General features: G+C 68.8%; 16 protein-coding genes and 2 pseudogenes. 10 read left to right on the top strand and 8 right to left on the bottom strand.

Features of this window, described 5'->3' with window-relative positions; all coding sequences use genetic code 11:
* Positions 1-135, bottom strand: a pseudogene (gene gltA, locus P3W85_RS21895) (citrate (Si)-synthase); the annotation flags it as partial.
* 748 nt (positions 136-883) lie between these two features.
* Here gltA and P3W85_RS21900 point away from each other — a divergent pair.
* Positions 884-1630 (top strand): IclR family transcriptional regulator, encoded by a 747-nt coding sequence (locus P3W85_RS21900; protein ID WP_035816543.1) that lies wholly within the window; start codon positions 884-886, stop codon positions 1628-1630.
* A gap of 16 nt (positions 1631-1646) precedes the next feature.
* On the opposite strand, the gene P3W85_RS21905 is transcribed toward P3W85_RS21900, so the two are convergent.
* The 7 genes from P3W85_RS21905 to P3W85_RS21935 form a co-directional block, all read right to left on the bottom strand.
* Positions 1647-2735, bottom strand: a complete 1089-nt coding sequence (locus P3W85_RS21905) for an aromatic ring-hydroxylating oxygenase subunit alpha (RefSeq protein ID WP_276266326.1) — start codon at positions 2733-2735, stop codon at positions 1647-1649.
* A gap of 153 nt (positions 2736-2888) precedes the next feature.
* Complete coding sequence (locus P3W85_RS21910; RefSeq protein WP_276266327.1) at positions 2889-3680, bottom strand: glycosyltransferase family 2 protein; 792 nt, start codon at positions 3678-3680, stop codon at positions 2889-2891.
* Positions 3681-3786: 106 nt separating this feature from the next.
* Complete coding sequence (locus P3W85_RS21915; protein ID WP_276266328.1) at positions 3787-4602, bottom strand: lysophospholipid acyltransferase family protein; 816 nt, start codon at positions 4600-4602, stop codon at positions 3787-3789.
* 94 nt (positions 4603-4696) lie between these two features.
* Positions 4697-5824 (bottom strand): Rid family hydrolase, encoded by a 1128-nt coding sequence (locus P3W85_RS21920; RefSeq protein ID WP_276266329.1) that lies wholly within the window; start codon positions 5822-5824, stop codon positions 4697-4699.
* An 11-nt stretch (positions 5825-5835) separates the two neighbouring features.
* Positions 5836-7191, bottom strand: a complete 1356-nt coding sequence (locus tag P3W85_RS21925) for an NAD(P)/FAD-dependent oxidoreductase (RefSeq protein ID WP_276266330.1) — start codon at positions 7189-7191, stop codon at positions 5836-5838.
* A gap of 29 nt (positions 7192-7220) precedes the next feature.
* A complete protein-coding gene (gene fabG, locus P3W85_RS21930; protein WP_017224058.1) occupies positions 7221-7964 on the bottom strand; it encodes a 3-oxoacyl-ACP reductase FabG in 744 nt (247 codons plus the stop codon).
* A gap of 96 nt (positions 7965-8060) precedes the next feature.
* On the bottom strand, positions 8061-8321 hold the full coding sequence (locus P3W85_RS21935) for a phosphopantetheine-binding protein (protein WP_017224059.1): 261 nt from the start codon (positions 8319-8321) through the stop codon (positions 8061-8063).
* 380 nt (positions 8322-8701) lie between these two features.
* Here P3W85_RS21935 and P3W85_RS21940 point away from each other — a divergent pair, with 380 nt between their 5' ends.
* The 9 genes and pseudogenes from P3W85_RS21940 to P3W85_RS21980 all read left to right on the top strand — a co-directional run.
* The gene (locus P3W85_RS21940; protein WP_276266331.1) at positions 8702-9451 is read left to right on the top strand and encodes an acyl carrier protein; all 750 of its coding nucleotides are present in this window, start codon (positions 8702-8704) and stop codon (positions 9449-9451) included.
* Positions 9452-9476: 25 nt separating this feature from the next.
* Positions 9477-11281 (top strand): annotated as a pseudogene (locus P3W85_RS21945) (AMP-binding protein).
* A complete protein-coding gene (locus tag P3W85_RS21950) occupies positions 11278-12249 on the top strand; it encodes an acyl-CoA synthetase (protein WP_017226118.1) in 972 nt (323 codons plus the stop codon). Before P3W85_RS21945 ends, P3W85_RS21950 begins: the two are co-directional and overlap by 4 nt.
* 75 nt (positions 12250-12324) lie before the next feature.
* Entirely contained in the window at positions 12325-12918 is a 594-nt protein-coding gene (locus P3W85_RS21955; protein ID WP_430869592.1) for a LolA-related protein, read from the top strand.
* Complete coding sequence (locus P3W85_RS21960) at positions 12915-15386, top strand: MMPL family transporter (protein ID WP_276266333.1); 2472 nt, start codon at positions 12915-12917, stop codon at positions 15384-15386. The genes P3W85_RS21955 and P3W85_RS21960 overlap by 4 nt, the downstream gene beginning before the upstream one ends.
* Positions 15387-15409: 23 nt before the next feature.
* Positions 15410-16258 (top strand): polysaccharide deacetylase family protein, encoded by an 849-nt coding sequence (locus P3W85_RS21965; RefSeq protein WP_430869593.1) that lies wholly within the window; start codon positions 15410-15412, stop codon positions 16256-16258.
* Between the two features lie 109 nt (positions 16259-16367).
* Positions 16368-17576, top strand: a complete 1209-nt coding sequence (locus tag P3W85_RS21970) for a beta-ketoacyl-[acyl-carrier-protein] synthase family protein (RefSeq protein WP_276266335.1) — start codon at positions 16368-16370, stop codon at positions 17574-17576.
* 8 nt (positions 17577-17584) lie between these two features.
* Positions 17585-18388, top strand: coding sequence for a beta-ketoacyl synthase chain length factor (locus P3W85_RS21975; RefSeq protein ID WP_276266336.1), 804 nt, complete (start codon positions 17585-17587; stop codon positions 18386-18388).
* Positions 18389-18392: 4 nt separating this feature from the next.
* Positions 18393-18767: hydroxymyristoyl-ACP dehydratase (locus P3W85_RS21980; protein WP_276266337.1), on the top strand; the 375-nt coding region annotated here is incomplete at its 3' end.

Genomic DNA, 18767 nt, shown 5'->3' on the forward strand with positions numbered 1-18767 from the left:
GAACTTGCCGGTTTGACCGTACAGCTTGCGAATATCGATCACATCGGGGCCGACCGTGCCCTTGTAAACCGGCAGCTCGACGCTGGGGGAACCATCGGAAAACGATAGCGTGGCTTTCACATCGGTCGGCGTCATTTTTTGTTCCCTTCAATGCTTTGCATCTTCAAATTAACAAGATTCCGATCCGGCGCGGCGGTTTTGCGACGCGCCAGAGGCGGAGTATCGAGTTCACGGCCCGGTTCCCCCGCTGGCGGCAGAATCGGACGGTTCACCCAGTAAGACTACGGCAAATACCAGCCACCCGGCACCCTGATCCTTCAGTACCCAACGGCCTTGCTGCGCAGTGTAGCCAGGCATGGAGCATTCCCAATATGATTTAAAATCTCAAATTACATTCAATTTTTTCATGAAATGAAAATAGAGACAGGGAGGAGCGTGGCGTGCATGCGCCCCATCCCGGCGTCCCGGCCCGACTTGGTGCGGCGGCAGACATCCGCCGCACGCTAGCCGAAGCAACCTGACGCGGTACGAGCCGGACTCATCGCCTCTTGCCGTCGCCTCGCCGTATCCTCCCCGGGATTCGCGAGGCGCTTTTCGTGGTGACCCGAGCACCACGCGCCCGATGGATATCTTCCGGCCGCGCATGGACCGGGCACGCTCGGCGCGCAGCCCACGCAGGGCGGCTACCCGGTGGTGGATCGGATGGCACGCTACCCGATCACGCCCTTGGCCTGAATGCGAGCCATTGCGCCGGGCCTGGCGTGCCCCGCCAGCCGATCGACTATGATGTGCGCTTCTCTTCCGACCGACCCGGGCCCGCGTCTTCCACCAATGCGCGGGACCTGTCCCAGCCATGACCGCCAACGACAACAAAGCGCCGGCAATGAACGTGAAAACGGCGCTGCGCGTGATCGAGATCATCGAGACCTTCGCGCGCGAGCGGCGCGCGCTCTCGCTATCGGAGCTGGCCCGCCTGCTGGCGGTGCCTGCGTCGAGCTGCCTGGCGCTGATCCGCACCCTCACCTCGCTGGGCTATCTCTACGAGACCGGCCGCCGCCAGGGCTACTATCCCACCGGCCGGCTGCTGGCCATGGCGCAGCAGATCGCGCGGCACGACCCGGTACTGGACCGCGTGCACGGCACCATGAATGAACTGCGTGCCGCCACCGGCGAAACCGTGGTGATCGGCAAGCTGCACGAAGGCCGGTGGGTGGTCTATCTCGACGTGCTCGAATCCCCGCACGCGATCCGCTATATCGCCACCGCCGGCGAACGGCGCGACCTGCACGCCAATTCGATCGGCAAGGCGCTGCTCTCCGCCATGCCGGAGGACGAGCGCCGCGCGCTGATCGCCCAACTGGGCTTCGAACGCTATACGCCGCGCACGATTGGCAACGCCGGGCAGCTCGAGGCCGAGCTGAAGACATCCGTCGAACAGGGCTGCTTTATCAATCTCGGCGAGTCGCTGCCCGACGTGGGCGCGATCGCCTGGCCGCTGCGGCTGTCGGGCGAGTGCTACGGGATCTCCATCGCCGGGCCGGTCTATCGCATCGAGCCCGAACTGAAACGCTATGCGGCAATGCTGAGAACGGCCTGCTCGACGCTGGAGCGCGACGAGCGCAACCGGTAGATCCGGGCGGGGCCAGTCAGGCAGGAGCAGGCTTCTCCGGCGCGCCGCACTCGCGCAGCAGATCGCGCAGTTCGTTGATGACGGGGAACACCTCGTGGTTCCAGTCCGCCCCCTGCTTGTCATGCGCTTCCTGCTCGCGCTCGACGATCCAGCGGTCTTCCTTGAAGATTCGCTCGGTGAACCATACCAGCAGCGGCCATGCCAGATCGAGCACGCCGGGTATGCCCGGCCTCTTGATCGACAGCAGCCCGAAGGTGCGGTTGGTCCGCTGCTCCGCGTCCAGCGGTACGTAGACGATCCACAGGTCCATCACCAGCGTCGCATCCGAGGTGCGGATCTGCAGCGTCTGGTAGGGGTAGCAGGTGCGGACCGTCATCACATCCTTGTGGTCCTCCCCGCCCTTGTTGCCGCCACCGAATACCAGCGCCTCGCCGACCGGTTGCCGGCCGGCCTCCCGCGCGAAGGTGTAGTCGACCTCGACCCAGCCTTCGCCGCGCCGCCGCGCGAGCGAGCGGGCGCGCATCTGTCCCATTTGCCGCCGGTGCAGGAACTGGTGGTTCATGTCCATCAGGTTCTCGTGCATGAACGAGTAGTGGCATTTGACCTCGCGGCCAAAGCGGCGCGTCTTGTAGGCCTTGTCGGCCACCGAGCCGAGCGCGGGCAACGGCGTCTCGTCGGCCAGCACCGCGCTGCCGGGAAACACGAAGATCAACCCTTCCAGCTCGCGGCACGGATAGGAGCGCACGCCATTGGGCAACCGTTCGCGGCCCAGGTAAGGCACGTCGATGCAGCGGCCCGTGCAGTCATAGGTCCAGCCGTGATAGCAGCAGCGAATCGATTCGCCCGCGACCACCCCCGCATGCAGCGGCACCTGCCGGTGCGCGCAGCGGTCCTCCAGCGCGAATACCGCGCCCGACTCCGTGCGCACCAGCACGATCGGCTCGCCCGCGAAGCGCACCCCGTGGGCCTTGCCGCGCTTGACCTCGCGCGACCAGGCCAGCGGATACCAGTGATCGGGATGGATGGTGACGCGACGCAGGTCGCGCAAGGGGGCTGAGACGGGGGAATCGTCTGCACTGCTATCAAGCAACGGGACTGCATGCATGGGGCGCTTCTCCTTGCAATACTGTAACCTCGGTCTGCCGACTGCATTGGCGGGAACTCGCAAGAGGCTCAGTCTACCCGAAGGTGACGCAAAGGATGTACGGCAACCTGCAGCCGATGGCCAGCGTGGGCCGCAGGCCGCACGCCCATGGCGTCAGGGCGCCGTGATGCGGGGCCCCGCGCCGCGCCGCGCCCGCAGGCGGCGGCAGGCCAGCAGCGGCAGGCGGGCCAGGAAGCCGAAGAGAAGGCGCATATGCATCCAGCTCAACAGGACGTTGTCGCGCAGGTAGTTGAAGTGCGAGACGCCCCCCTCGTCGGCACTGAAATAGCGTACCGGCGCATCCAGGTTCAGGGGCCGCACACCGCGCCAGCACATGCGCACCACCACTTCGGGGTCGAAATCGAAACGCCGCATCCAGCGCTGCCCGTACATCACCGCGCGCAACGGCGCGATCGGGTAGACGCGAAAGCCATAGAGCGAATCGCCGATGCCGGCCCACAGCGTCTCCAGGTTGGCCCAGGCGTTGGAGATACGCCGCCCGTAAACCCGCACCTTCGGCGCGCTGGCGTCGAACACCGGGCGGCCAAGCACCATGGCCTGCGGGTCGCGCTGCGACACCGCCATGAAGGGCGCGATCAGGCCGGCCGGGTGCTGCCCGTCGGAGTCCATGGTCAGTACATGGGTGAATCCTTCCGCCGCGGCCAATTCCAGCCCGCGCAGCACCGCCGCGCCCTTGCCCTGGTTGCGGGGCAACACGATCACGCGCAAGCCCGGGTCGGCAGCAGCCTCCTGGCGCAGCCATTGGGTGCTGCCATCGGTGCTGCCATCCACGACCACCCACACCGGCGACCAATGGCGCCGTGCCTCGCGCACCGTGTCGCGAACCTTGTCCCCCGGGTTGTAGCTGGGAATCAGAACGAGATGCGTGGTGGAGGACTCAGTCATGAGGATAAAGGACAGATCGGTACACGATAAGAAGCGAAAAAATGGATAATGCGCGCCGGCCGCCGCCCCACCAGCCCTGGCGGCCCCGGCGGCATGAGCCGGCCGCTCAGGCAGTAGGCGCGGTGGCGCACTCCACGGCGGCGGAACGCCGCGGCGCCTGCTCGGGGCTAGACAGCTCCGCTTCATAATACTGCGCCAGCTCGGCCATGAACCCGCGCTCGCTCTCGGGCGGGTCGAAGCGGCGGCCCAGCCTGACACGGTAGCAGACCGGCATGTCGGGCTTGCGGAAGAACGGCCAGCCCTTGCCCAGGAAGGGCGAGTCCGTCTCGATAAACAGCGTCTGCACCGGCACCCCGGCCCGCTTGGCGATCAGCCCGACGCCGCCCTTGAAGGCATTGACCGGCCGGCGGATGGTGCGCGTGCCCTCCGGGAACACCAGCACCTGCCCCCCCTCCCGCAGTTCCTGCACGGCGCGCCGGATCATGCCGACCGTCGTATCGTTGCGGATATAGCGGGCCAGCCTCGCGCCAGCGCCGAGGAAGGGATTATCCACCACCCCGGCCTTCATGATGCAGGCCACGCCCGGCAAGCGCGACAGCACCAGTAAAGCGTCCAGCAGCCCGGGATGATTCGCCGCCAGCACCAGGGGCGGCCCGCCCCGCAAGCTGTCCAGTTCGCGCAGGTCGAAGCGGCATGCGCCCATCGCTGCCAGGGCCCACAGATAGAAGCGGAACATGCCCATGTTGGCGAAGCGGCCGAGCCGCTGCCCCTGCGCGGCCGGCAGTATCCAACGGCAGATGACGGCAAAGGGCGTCCACAGCAGCGACAGCGAGGCCAGCAACAGCAGGCCCGCATAGAACGCAGCATGCTCGGCTGCTGCAGCGGACCGGGCCAGCAGGTAAGCGCGCAGTTGCCGCGGCATCAGGCCGTCCTCGCGGGGCAGACGCTTTCCCGGCCCGGCCTGGCGCGGACAAATGGCGCGCGGCGCACTGCGCCGGCGTGGCGGGCCATGGCCGTCACCCGAGCACTGCCAGCCCGTGGCCGGCCGAGGCTTCGATTTCCACCAGCAGGTCGCCGCGGCAGATATCGGCCTGCACATAGGCTGCCGGCACACTCCGCCCCGCCGCCCTTTCCAGTTCCGCGCGCACGCTGGCCAGGGTGCCGGCGTCTTGCGGATCGCGCACATAGACGCGGTAGACGAGGTCCGTCAAACCAAGGCGTGCGTGCCCGTCGCGCGCGGCCTGCTCCAGCACGGCGGCGATATTGGCCATGCTCTCGCGCGTCTGCGCGGCCACATCGCCGGCGTGCACCGTGCGATGGCCAACGATGCTGGCGGTGCCGGACACGAACAGCACGGTAGCGGCGCGACCGCCCTCCTTGCCGCATCGCCACACCCCGGCGCGCGCAAAGGTCGGGCTGCGCGGTCCGTATTGCGAGGGATAGCGATAAGCGCTGAGCTGGCGCGGATTCTCCACGGCGACCGGCGCGCGCGGGCTGGCCAGGAAAGCGATCGAAAGCATGCGCTGCGCGGCGGGCTGGCCCACCGCGCCAAGCGCGCAGGCCGCCGGCACATTGCCCACGACCTCCCGGCGGCAGGCCATGAAGGCATCCTGCCGCCCGATATTGAACTGGCGATAGCGCTCCAGCCCGGACTCCTCGGCATTGATGTCGGCCACGTAGTTCCACACCCGCACCAGGTATGGATAGCCCTGCGCATCCAGCAAGCCGAAGATGTCGCGATAGGCCCGCTCGGTTGCGCACTGCAGCATGGCGGCAGGGGCGCCGGCGAAGTCCGCCTCGGACAGCGTGACGCTGCCGAACAGCAGGCCGAGCGCGGCGTCCACGCGGAAATCCACCACGCCATGCCGAGCAGTGCCAGGTGCTGCGCCGGCTTCACCGGCTGGTTCCGGCAGGGCGGCGCGGCCACCGTCTCCCGCGCCATGCCAGATCTCGCAAACGACCGGGTCCGCCTGCAGCGGCGGCGTGGCCACGCGCGCCAGCGGCAGCCCCGCTCCAGCGAGGGCCGCGGGTGGCTTGCCGGGGCCATACCAGACGGCCCCCAGGGCGCCCTCCAGCCACCCCGGCGGGGGTGCCGCCAGCCTGGAGGCCGTGTATTGCGCCAGCCGCAGGGGCGCCGTTGTCATGGCATCGCGCTTCATTGGCTGGCCGCCGCGCCGGTCTCGTCGAGCGGGCGGATATTGCGGCGCCGCTGCCGCCAGGCACCCCAGGAACGCCGCCAGTTCACCAGCGCGACGCCGTAGTAGAGCACCTTGAAGGCCAGCAGCGAACGCCAGATCGGGGTCTTGCCATAGATGTCGCCGGCCAGCACGGAGAGCAGCGCCTCCTTCATGCGCAGGATGTTGCGCGGGCCCATGAACAGATCGCGCATGGTCGGCGTGGTGATGCGGTAGATAAACCAGGAAAACTGCCTGGGGCCGTGGCGCACGACCTTATCGAAGCGCTGCAGTGCGGCCCGCGCCCCGGCCGGCTCGCGCAGGCAGGTATCGATGGCATCGGCGGCGGCGAAGGCGCTGGTCATGGCCAGCATGACGCCGGAGGAGAACACCGGATCGATAAAGGCATAGGCATCGCCCAGCAGCACATGGCTGGGGCCATAGGTCTGCTCCGTCACATAAGAATAGTTGCCGGTGGCTTCCACCTCGGCGACCAGTTCCGCGCCCGCCAGGCGTTCGGCCAAGGCCGGGCACAGCGCGATGGTGTCGGCGAAGAAGTCCTTGAGCGGCTTGTCGCGGCGCTTCAGGTAGTACGGCCACGTCACCGCGCCCACGCTGGTGGTGCCGTCCGAGAGCGGAATGAACCAGAACCAGCCGTGCTCGAACCAGAAGATGGTGATGTTGCCTTCGTTCTTGCCGGGATGGCGGCGCGCGCCGCGGAAGTGCCCGTACAGGGCCGAGCTGTTGTGCTTGGGGTTGCGCTGCTTGGTCTTGAAGCGGTTGGCCAGGAAGGTATCGCGGCCCGATGCGTCGACCACGAAGCGCGCCCGCCAGTCGTCCTGGCCGCCGTCATCGCGCATCGCGCGCACCATCGCCCCGGACTCCTGCGGCAGGAACGCCACTTCGCACACCCGGCAGCCCTCGATGACCTCCGCCCCCTTGCGCGCCGCATTGCGGCACAGCAACGCGTCGAATTCGGAGCGGCGCACATGGTAGGCGTAGGGCATGGACTTGTCCCAGGCCTCTGCGAACTCGAATGCCTGGCCCTGCCCGTGCCACGGCGAGACAAACTCGGCGGCCCATTTTTCGATGGAAATGGCGCGCACCTCATCGGCCACGCCGAGACGTTCGAACAGCGGCAGGTTGGCCGGCAGCAGGGACTCGCCGATATGAAAACGTGGATGCCGCGACTTCTCCAGCAGCGCGACCTTGAAGCCCCGTTCCGCCAGCAAGGCCGCCGCGGTGGAGCCGGCGGGACCGCCGCCGATGACCAGCACATCGCATTGGCGAACGGCGGGCATGGCGCTGCCGGCGCCGGGACGGGCATTCCTATCCATATGTGCTTCCTGAAAAAACCACGGCCGGCCTAGGCCATGCCGCCATTGATGGAGAGCGTCTGGCCAGTGACATAGGCCGCCGCATCCGATATCAGATAGGCAACCATGCCGGCCACTTCCTGCGCGCTGCCGGCGCGACCCGCCGGCACCAGTTGCCGGATACGCTCGATCGGAAAGGCCTGGGCAATCATGGGCGATTCGATCACGCCGGGCGCCACGGCATTGACCGTCACCCCGCGCGAGGCCATCTCGATGGCCAGCGAGCGCGTGGCGGCAATCAGCCCGGCCTTGGCGGCCGCGTAGTTGGCCTGCCCGCGATTGCCCATCAGCGCCGCAACCGACGCCATGTTGACGATGCGCCCCCAGCGGGTGCGCATCATCGGCATCAGCAAGGGCTGGGTGACATTGAAGAACCCGTTGAGCGAGACGTCGATAACGCTGCGCCATTGCTGGCGGGTCATGCCGACCATGGGTGCGTCATCGTGGATGCCGGCGTTATTGACCAGGATCTGCACCGGTCCATCCGCCAGGATGCGCTGCAAGGCAGCCTCGGTGGCATCGGCATCGGTCACGTCGAATGCGGTCGCATGTGCCCGGCCGCCAGCGGCGCGTATGGTTTCGGCAACCGCCTCGGCCTGACCAAGATTGCGGTTGGCATGCACCCAGACTTCATGACCGGCCTGCGCCAGCGCGAGGCAGATGGCCTGCCCCAGCGCGCCGCTGCCGCCGGTCACCAGTGCCAGCCTGGGCTTCTGTTTCTCTTGCTGCTCCATCCACACTCCCGCAGGCGGCTGCCTGCTTACGATGACACGGGCCGGCCGCTTTTCCGCGGGCGCTTCGCCTTTCGCCTTCGCCAGGCGGCCGGCATCTCAACGCGTGCGGTTCGCTGCCGCGTAGGCCGCCAGACTGCCGAGCGAGCCGAAGATCTTGTGGTTGTCCGGATTATCGGAGCGCAGCTCGAAACCATACTTCTTGGAAATCAGCAGGGCGATCTCCAGGATGTCGATGGAATCCAGGCCGAAACCATCGCCGTACAGGGGGGTGTCGGCGCAGACGTCTTCGGGCTTGATCTCGGTGATATCGAGTTCTCCGATGATCAGTTCGGCGATTTCGTGTTCGAGTTCGGTCATCGTGACAACGTAGCAATTAGGGGCAGGCCACGCATGCAAGCCAGGCGGTCCGTCACCGGCATATCATGGACAGCCCGGGCATGCGTCAGGTGAAACGGCTGTTGTATACTTCGGCACCGTCTTTGGGGGACATGCTACCAAGCGGCGAAAAATCCCACTACCTAAGAGAAGTTTGGTAACAACATTGTTGACCACTTCCGGAAACAACGCCCCCAATCCACCGGTCTTCACGCTATAAGCTTTCGTCTCGCTTCCCGCCGCGCAGCATGCGCCGGGCCATCCTGTCCGGCACCCTTTCGGGGCATGACCCCTCCGGCCGGCGGGACGAGCGCCACAAGCCGTACCCAAATAGCGCTGCCATGCCATTCAGTGATTCTTCCTTGACCTGCAACCCCATCGGCCGGACCGACCGGCCTGCGCCCGACTCGCGCACCGGCTCGCCCGAAAAAATGGCCGCCAGCGCACATGGCTCTGCTTCTCCTTCGGGCCGCCCTTATGCCGGAGTCGCCATTGCGGCACTATTTGTCTCGTATGAGTACACCCTGCACCGGGTGGCCCAACAGCCGGGCGCCGAAGTGGCCGGCCTGCTGCTTGGCGCCGCGCCGTTCATCCTGATGGGGCTTGGCATCGGGTGGCGTTCCACCTGGCGGCTCCCCCTGCTCATGCTGCTGGCGCTGGCCTGCGCCGGCCTGTGGACGCTGCGGACGCCACTTTCCCAGCACTTCGGCTGGACCTATTATCTGCAGCACATGGGCGCGAACACCGCGCTGGGCTGGATGTTCGGCCGCAGCCTGCGGCGCGGGCACACGCCGCTCTGCACGCAGTTCGCCACCATTGTGCGTGGAACGCTTCCGCCCGCCGTGCAACGCTACACCCGCACGGTCACGGTAGCGTGGACGCTGTTCTTCGCGCTGATGGCCACCTTGTCCACCGTCCTGTTCGCGCTTGCGCCCGTCGGCACCTGGTCCACCTTCGCCAACCTGTGCAGCCCGGTGCTGGTGGCATCGATGTTCGCGGCTGAAGCGGGCTGCCGCCGCCTTGCCCTGCCGGGACTGGAACATGCCGGCGTGATGGAAGCGATCCGCGGCTACCGGGCAGCCATGGCCGCGCGCGCCGGCCTGCCGCGCTGAAGCCCGCGCCGAGCCCATCGACACCATGCCCTCCTTTCCTCTTGTTTCCCATACCTCGCTGGACAGCGTCATCGCCTACCTTCCTGGCCAGGCGGTGACGGTGCGCCGCTTCCTGGCCGACGTCATGCGGCTTGCCGGCGAACTGCCCGCGGGCGGCTACGTGTTCAATGCCTGCGCCGACCGCTATTGCTTCACCGTCGGCCTGTGCGCCACGCTGGTGGCCGGCAAGATCAGCCTGCTGCCGTCCACCCATACGCCGGAGATGGTGCGCCAGCTCGCCTCGTTCGCGCCCGGCACCTTCTGCCTGCATGACACGCCGGATTGCGATATCGCGCTGCCGCGCTTCCTCTTCGCCGGCTACCCCGCGCACGATGGCCACGCCGCCGATGCCGCCGGAGCCGAGCCGCGCGTGCCGCTGATCCCCGGCGATCGCATCATGGCTTACGTGTTCACCTCGGGCTCGACGGGACAGCCGGTACCGCACCGCAAGACCTGGGGCTTCCTGGTGCGCAATGTGCGCGCCGCGGCGGCACGCCTTGGCCTGCAGGACGGCCGCGCCTACACCCTGGTGGGCACCGTGCCGCCCCAGCATATGTATGGCTTCGAGTCCACCGTCCTGCTGGCCCTGCAAGGCGGCATCGCGCTGAGCGCCGCGCCTGCCTTCTACCCCGCCGATATCCGCGCCGCGCTGGAAACCGTGCCGCGGCCGCGCGTGCTGGTGACTTCACCGGTCCATCTGCGCGCCCTGCTGCTGTCCGGCGGCGAGTTGCCGCCCGCGGACCTGGTACTGTCAGCCACCGCGCCACTGGCGGAAAAACTGGCTACCGAGGCGGAAGCGCGCCTGGCGGCGCCGCTGATGGAAATCTACGGCAGCACCGAAACCGGCCAGATCGCCACCCGCCGCACCGCGCACACCAGCGCCTGGGAGCTGTTTCCCGCGCTCACCCTGGCAGTGCGGCCGCGCGAGAGCGGCGAAGCCGACGGAGAAGACCAGGTCTGGGCATCGGGCGGCCACGTGGAACAAGCCGTCGCCATGGGCGATGCGCTGGAGCTGCTGGACGAGACCCGCTTCCTGCTGCATGGGCGCAAGGCAGACCTGATCAATATCGCCGGCAAGCGTACCTCGCTGGCATTCCTCAACCATCAGATCAATGCCATCGCGGGGGTCGACGACGGCGTCTTCTTCATGCCGGATGCGCCCCCCGGCGAACTGCCCGAAACCCACGTGCGCCGGCTGATTGCACTGGTGGTAGCCCCGCGGCTGCGGGCCGCAGAGATACTGCACGCACTGCGCGAGCGCATCGATCCCGCCTTCATGCCGCGCCCGCTGCTGTTCGTCGACGCCTTGCCGCGCAATGCCACCGGCAAGCTGCCGCACGACACCCTGGCGCCGCTGGTGACAAGGCTGCTGGCGGGCCAGCGGGCCCGACCGGCGCAATCGCACGGCGGCCCCGCATGATGCCCAAGTCCCGCCCCGACGCGCGCCAGGAGCCGGGCGCAGCGCACACCCTGCCGGGCTTCGTCATTGCCCCTGACCACCCCGCGCTGGCCGGGCATTTTCCCGGCCACCCGGTGGTGCCGGGCGTGGTGCTGCTCGATCAGGCGGTGATGGCGATCGGCGCCGCGCTGGCGCAACCCCTGGAGATCTTCCAGATCGGCACGGTCAAGTTCCTGAGCCCGGTATCCCCCGGCGAGCGGGTGACGATCCGGCACGAAACCGATGCGCGCGGCACCATCCACTTCACGCTCGGCGCGGGCGGCCGCACCGTGGCAAGCGGCACGCTGACGCCCGCGGCAGCGGCGCCACAGGCAGGGGAAACCGGCGCATGATGTGGCCAGCAAAGCGACGGCAAGCGGCCAGCGCAGACTGGTCCAGCCGGGAGGAACGCAGCAACACCACCCTGCTGCGCATCATGAGCTGGCTGTCGCTGGGACTGGGGCGCCGCTTCGGGCGCGCCGTGCTGCGCCTCGTCGCCGCTTATTTCGTGCTGTTCTCTCCCACCGCGCGCTACGCCTCGCGCGCCTACCTGGACCGCGTGCTGGGACGCTATGCGGGCTGGAGCGATGGCTACAGGCACGTCTTCACCTTCGCCTCGACCATCCACGACCGGATCTACCTGCTCAACGAACGCTTCGACCTGTTCGACATCCGCGTGCATGGCGGCGAGCTGGTGGACGAAGCCATGGCGCGGGGCAGCGGCGCCTTCCTGCTGGGCGCGCACCTGGGCAGCTTCGAAGTGATCCGCGCCATGGGGCGCCAGCGCCCCGGCATGCAGGTGGCGATCACCATGTACGAGGAGAACGCGCGCAAGCTCAACGACGTGCTCGAAGCCATCAACCCGGCCATGCGCCAGGATGTGATTTCGCTTGGCCGCGTCGATGCCATGCTGAAGGTGCGCGAGTACCTGGAGCGCGGATTCCTGATCGGCATGCTGGCCGACCGCACGCTCTCGCAGCGCGCCACCGATCCGGTACAGCAGTGCGACTTCCTGGGCGCGCCGGCGGGCTTTCCCACTGGTCCGCTGCGCATGGCGGCCATGCTGCGCCGCCCCGTGATCTTCATGACCGGGCTGTACCGCGGCGGCAACCGCTATGATATTCACTTCGAGGCGCTGGCCGATTTTTCCCATGTAGCGCGCGGCCAGCGCGAGCAGGAAGTACAGGCCGCGCTGACGCGCTATGTGGGCAGGCTGGAGCATCACTGCCGCAGCGCGCCGTATAACTGGTTCAACTTCTACGACTTCTGGCAGGCCGGTCCGCCGCTGTCCAGCAAGCCGCCGCCCAGCAACGAGCCCTGACGCATGCCTCGATCACCCGATACCCGCCATCATGCCCGCGCGCCGCGCCGTGCGCGCCTCCTTGCGCGCCTTTGCATGATGGCCTGCATTGCCGGCGCGATCGGCCCGCTCGCGCCACCGCCTGCCCGCGCGGCGGAGCCGCCCGCCACCGCGGCCGCGGCGTGGGGCGTGGACCAGTTGATGTCCGTGCTGGCACAGCGCAAAAGCGGGCGCGTGGCCTTTACCGAAAAGAAGTATCTCGCCATGCTGGAACGCCCGGTGGAATCCTCGGGCGAGCTGGTGTTCCTGGCGCCCGATCACCTGGAGAAACGCACCATCGCGCCCAAGCCGGAGAACCTGGTGCTGGACGGCGACATGCTCACGGTGGAGCGAGCCGGCAAGCAGTTCGTGCTGCCGTTGCAGAACTACCCGGAAATGGCGGCCTTTATCGAAAGCATCCGCGGCACCCTGGCCGGCAACCGCAACGCGCTCGAGCGCTACTATCGCCTGGGCATCCAGGGCCGCGCCACGCGCTGGACCCTGACCCTGACGCCGGCCGATTCGCGCATGGCGGGCATCGTCAGGCAGATCCGCATCGACGGCGCGCGGGACACGCTCGACAGCGTGGAGATCGTGCAGGCCGATGGCGACCGCTCGGTGATGAAGATCAAACCGGTCGCCGCGCCATGACGGAGCAGGCTCGCCGCGATAGCTGGCGCGCGCGCCTGTCCCAGGGGCCGGCACGCCTCGCCGTCGGCCTGTGGCTGGTGTTCCTGATGGCCTGTGCGGCGGTGGTTGCCCGCACCGGCTTCACCGCGGACCTGTCGGCTTTCCTGCCGCGCGCGCCCAGCGCGGAGCAGCAGTTGCTGGTGGACCAATTGCGCGAAGGGCTGGTCTCCCGGCTGATCCTGGTCGGCATCGAAGGCGGCGACGCGGCCGGACGCGCCGCGCTCTCCAAGGCCATCGCGGCAAGCTTGCGTGCCGACCCGCGGTTTTCCTCGGTCAGCAATGGCGAGCCCGTCAACCAGGCCGCCGACCAGCGTTTCCTCTATACCCATCGCTACCTGCTCAGCCCCACCGTCACGCCCGAGCGCTTCCTGCCCGAGGGGCTGAAGGCGGCGGTGGCAGACACCTTCGACCTGCTTGCATCGCCGGCCGGGCTCTTCACCAAGACGCTGCTGCCGCGCGACCCCACCGGCGAAATCACTTCCCTGCTGGGCCAGCTCGATAGCGCGCAGCGCGTGCCGCTGCGCGATGGCGCATGGGCGTCGCGCGATGGCCAGCGTGCCGTGCTGCTGGCGCAAACCGCCAGCGCTGGCTCCGACACCGACGGCCAGGCGAGCGCCATCGCCGCCATCCGCCAGGCCTTCGAACACGCGCAGCAAGCCCGGCAGGCACCGCAGGCCGGTACCGTGCCCTACCGTCTGCTCATGACCGGCCCCGGCGTCTTCTCGGTCAGCACGCGCGACACCATCAAGCGCGAAGTCGAGCACTTGTCCACGCTGGGCATCGGCATCATCGTCACGCTGCTGCTGCTGGTGTACCGCTCGCTGCCCACCCTGCTGCTCGGGCTGGTACCGGTGGTATCCGGCGCGCTCGCCGGCGTGGCCGCGGTCAGCCTTGGCTTTGGCGGCGTGGTGCACGGGCTGACGCTCGGCTTCGGCACCACGCTGATCGGCGAGGCGGTCGACTACTCCATCTACCTGTTCGTGCAGTCCGCCCAGTACACGCATGCCGGCCGGCGCGACGAGCGCGCCTGGGTGGGCGCGTTCTGGCCCACGGTGCGGCTCGGCGTGCTGACCTCGATCTGCGGCTTCGCTTCGCTGCTGCTATCGGGCTTCCCCGGGCTGGCGCAGCTGGGGCTGTATTCCATCGCCGGCCTGGCCACCGCGGCCCTGGTCACGCGCTTCGTGCTGCCGCGGCTGGCGCCCACCAGTCTGCGCATGCGCGATGTGGCCCCGCTGGGCCAACGCCTGGCCCGCGCCGCCGCGCAGGCCCACCGGCTGCGCTGGCCGATGGCGGCTTTGCTGCTGGCAGCCGGCGCGGTGCTGCTGATGCCGCGCGGCGCGCTATGGAGCCAGGAACTGGCCTCGCTGAGCCCGGTGCCCGCGCGCGAGCAGGCGCTCGATGCCTCGCTGCGGGCCGACCTGGGCGCGCCCGACGTGCGCTACCTGGTGGTGCTGTCCGGCCCGAACCAGGAAAGCGTGCTGCAGGGCGCCGAACGGGTAGCGCGCGAACTGGACCCGCTGGTAGCGCAAGGGGTGATCGCCGGCTATGAGAGCCCGGCGCGCTACCTCCCCAGCATGGCCACCCAGCGCGCGCGCCAGGCCAGCCTGCCGCCCCGGCAGGCATTGGCGCAAAGGCTGCAGGCGGCGGTCGCCGGGCAACCGGTGAAACCGGGCCTGTTCGCGCCCTTCCTGGACGAAGCCGAGCAGGCACGCAGCGCGCCCCTGCTACGGCGCGACGACCTGCGCGGCACGTCGATGGCGCTGGCCATCGATGCGCTGCTGACGCGCCATGGCGAGCGCTGGAGCGCCACCCTGCCGCTGCGCGCGCCGGCCGCCGCGCAGGACAAGCCAGGAGCCGCCTCCGCCTCCAGCCTTGATGCCGCGCCGATCCGCGCCGCGATCGCGCGCGCGGCACTGCCGGACACGCTCTTTGTCGACCTGAAGAACGAATCCGATCATCTCTACGCCAGCTATATGCGGGAAGCGCTGCACTTGTCGCTCGGCGGGCTGGCGGCCATCGCCGTACTGCTGGCGATTGCGCTGCGCTCGCCCCGGCGGGTGCTGAGCACCTTGTTGCCACTGGCGGCGGCCACGCTGGTGGTGGTTGCCGGGCTCGCCGCCAGCGGACGCCAGCTCACCATCCTGCACCTGGTCGGCATGCTGCTGCTGGTCGCGGTAGGCTCGAACTACGCGCTCTTCTTCAATGGCAGCGGACGGCAAGCCACGGCCATCTCGCCGCATACGCTGGTGTCCCTGATGCTGGCCAACCTGACCACAGTGGCGGCATTTGGCCTGCTTGCCTTCTCCAGCCTGCCGCTGCTGCAGGCCTTCGGCATGACAGTCGGCCCTGGTGCAGTGCTGGCGCTGCTGTTCTCGGCCATCCTGGCGCCGCCGGCGCTGTTGTCCGCGTCCGCCAGGCGCCAGCCATGAGCCGCACGACCGCACCCCACGATATGCAAGCCAAGCCAGCCATCCACCCCAATGCCCGCCCGTGGCGCCCTGGCGCCCTGGTCAGCGGCGCGCTCGCGGTACACGCGGGGGCCGCCGCGGCGGTCATCGCGACACCGGCCGCCGTGCCCTGGGCCGCCGGTGGCGTGATTGCCTCGCACCTGCTGCTGACGGCGGCGGGACTGTGGCCCCGCAGCACATGGCTGGGCCCCAACCTGCTGGCCTTGCCGCCCTCGGCGCAGGGCTGCGTGGCCCTGACCCTGGACGACGGACCCGATCCCGAACTGACGCCGCGCGTACTGGACCTGCTGGACCGGCACCAGGTACGCGCCACCTTCTTCTGCATCGGCGCGCGTGCCGCGCGGCATCCCGATCTGGTGCGGGAAATCGTCCGGCGGGGCCACGCGGTGGAGAACCACAGCCTGGACCATCGCCATCATTTTTCCCTGTTCGGCCCGGCCCGCCTGATGCGCGATATCGGCGCGGCGCAGCAGGTGCTGACCGAACTCGGCGGCGTCGCGCCGCGCTTCTTCCGCGCCCCCGCGGGCCTGCGCAACCCCTTCCTCGAGCCCGTGCTGTGCCGGCTCGGCCTGCACCTGGCCAGCTGGACCCGGCGCGGCTTCGACACCGTCGCCGGCGGCGACGCCGACCGCGTCGCGGCACGCTTGCTGAGGGGCCTGGCCGAACGCGACATCCTGCTGATGCACGACGGTAATCCGGGGCAAGACCGTGCCGGCCGGCCGCTGGTGCTGGAGGTGCTGCCACGCGTTTTGCAGGCCATCGACCGTGCCGGGCTGCGTTGCGTGACGTTGCGGGATGCCGTGCCCGCCATTGCGCCGGCGGTGACATCGTGAGTGCCCCTTGCCGCCTCGATCGAGCACGCCAGGCCGCCCGCCGGGTGACCTTGCCGGCACAGGCCATTTGATACAATCCGCCCACCGCGCAAACGAATCCAAGCACGCAGTGTCTCCCCTTCTTTTCTCGCACTTCACCGCCACCAGCTGCCTCGGGCATGGCCTTGACGCCACCCTGGCGGCACTGCGCGCGCGGCGCGGCGGTCTTGTGCCCTGCGCGTTCAGCGATATCAGGCTGGACACGTATATCGGCGAAGTCGGGCGGGTGGATGAGACCGTGCTCCATGCGGAACATGCCGAGTTCGACTGCCGCAACAACCGCCTGGCGCAACTGGGACTGGAACAGGATGGTTTCGCCGAACGGGTGCGCGAGGCCGCGGCGCGCTTCGGCCCGCACCGCATCGGCGTATTCCTCGGCACCAGCACCGCGGGCATCCTGCAGACCGAGCTGGCCTACCGCCGGCGCGACCCCGGCACCGGCGCGCTGCCGGCGGACTTTCATTACCGCGGCAGCCACAGTCCCTACTCGCTGCCGGAATTCGTGCGCAGTTACTTTGGCCTGCGCGGGCCCGCGGTATCGATCTCCTCGGCCTGCTCGTCCGGTGCCAAGGTGTTCGTCTCGGCGCGCCGCATGCTCGAGGCGGGGCTGATCGATGCCGCCGTGGTGGGCGGCGTCGACTCGCTGTGCCACACCACGCTGTATGGCTTCAATTCGCTGGAGCTGGTGTCCGGCCTGCCGTGCCGGCCCTACGATGCGCAGCGCAATGGCATCTCGATCGGCGAAGGCGCCGCCTTCGGCCTGCTCGAGCGGCTCCCCGCCGCAAGCGCCGCGCGCACGGGCGAAGACATCCTGCTGCTGGGGATCGGCGAGTCCAGCGATGCGCACCATATGTCCGCGCCGCACCCGCAGGGACTGGGTGCCCGCATGGCGATGGCGCAGGCGCTGGCCAGTGCCGGCCTGGCACCGGCGCAGATCGACTACGTCAACCTGCATGGCACCGCCACCCGCAGCAACGACGCGGCCGAAGGCAGGGCCATGCTGGACCTGCTGCCATCCGTCCCGTGCAGTTCGACCAAGGGCGCGACCGGCCACACGCTGGGCGCGGCCGGCGCCATCGAGGCGGTGATCTGCGCGCTGGCGCTGCGCCATGGCCTGATGCCCGCTGGCATCAACACCACCGAACCGGATCCGGAACTCCCGCTCGACTACCTGCTGGAAAACCGCGAGCAGCCCGTGCGCCGGGTCCTGAGCAATGCCTTCGGCTTCGGCGGCTCCAACTGCAGCCTGCTGTTCGGCCGCGCCGATTCGCCAGCCTGAACCTGACCATGCAACTGAGCGCATTCATCGAAGGCATCGGCCTGCTGGGCCCCGGCTTCCAGGACTGGCAGCACGGCGCCGCCGTGCTGGCAGGCACGTTGCCCTATGCCAACCAGCCGACCGAACTGCCGCCACCGGCCGGACTGCCGCCGGCCGAACGGCGCCGTACCGGCCCTTGCGTCAAGCTGGCCCTGGCGGTGGGCCAGCAGGCGGTGGCAGCCAGCGGCATGGACGCGGCGGCCCTGCCGACGGTGTTCAGCGCCTCCAGCGGCGACGGCTACAACTACCACGCCATCTGCGAGGCGCTGGCCAGCCAGGATCCGCTGATCTCGCCGACCCGTTTTCACAACTCGGTGCATAACGCTGCCGCGGGTTACTGGGGCATTGCCTCCGGCGCCATGACCTCCTCCAACGTGCTGTGCGCGCGCGACGGCAGCTTTGGCGCCGGCCTGCTGGACAGCTTGTGCCAGGTGGCCGTGGACGGCGAAGCCTGCCTGCTGATTGCCTACGACACGGACTATCCGGAGCCGCTGCGCAGCCACCGTCCCATCCCGGATGCGTTCGGCCTGGCGCTGGTGCTGCTGCCACAGCCTGGCGCACGTTCGATCGCGCGCCTCGATGTCACGCTGGCCGAAGCGCCGGCCAGCCGGATGCCGCTGCCCGAACTGGAACAGTTGCGCCAGGCCGTGCCGGCGGCGCGGGCCTTGCCCATGCTGCAGGCGCTGGCGCTGGGCGGCCCGCGCGAGGTGGTGATCGATTACCTTGACGACCTGCGCCTGCGGGTGGCCATTACCCCGCTCGAAGCCGCGTGACGTGATGCATCCGCAAGCCGCTGCGCTGGGACGCGCGTGGATCGCCGCGCATATTCCGCATCAGGGCGCCATGTGCCTGCTCGACAGCGTGCTCGACTGGAACCCGGAATGCATCCGCTGCGAAGCCAGCAGCCATACCCATGCCGACAATCCGCTGCGCGCCAATGGGCGCCTGGCGGCCGTTTGCGGCATCGAATACGCGGCGCAGGCCATGGCCGCCCACGGTGCCGCGCTGCGGCAACCCGGGCAGCGCCCGCGCCTGGGCTACCTGGCCAGCGTGCGCAAGCTGGAACTGCACGTAGCACGCCTTGACGACATCGCCGCGCCGCTGCGGGTGGAAGCCCGCCGCATCAGCGGCAGCGAGGGCAACATCCTCTAT

The sequence above is a fragment of the Cupriavidus basilensis genome (assembly GCF_029335485.1).
GTDB lineage: Bacteria > Pseudomonadota > Gammaproteobacteria > Burkholderiales > Burkholderiaceae > Cupriavidus > Cupriavidus basilensis_E.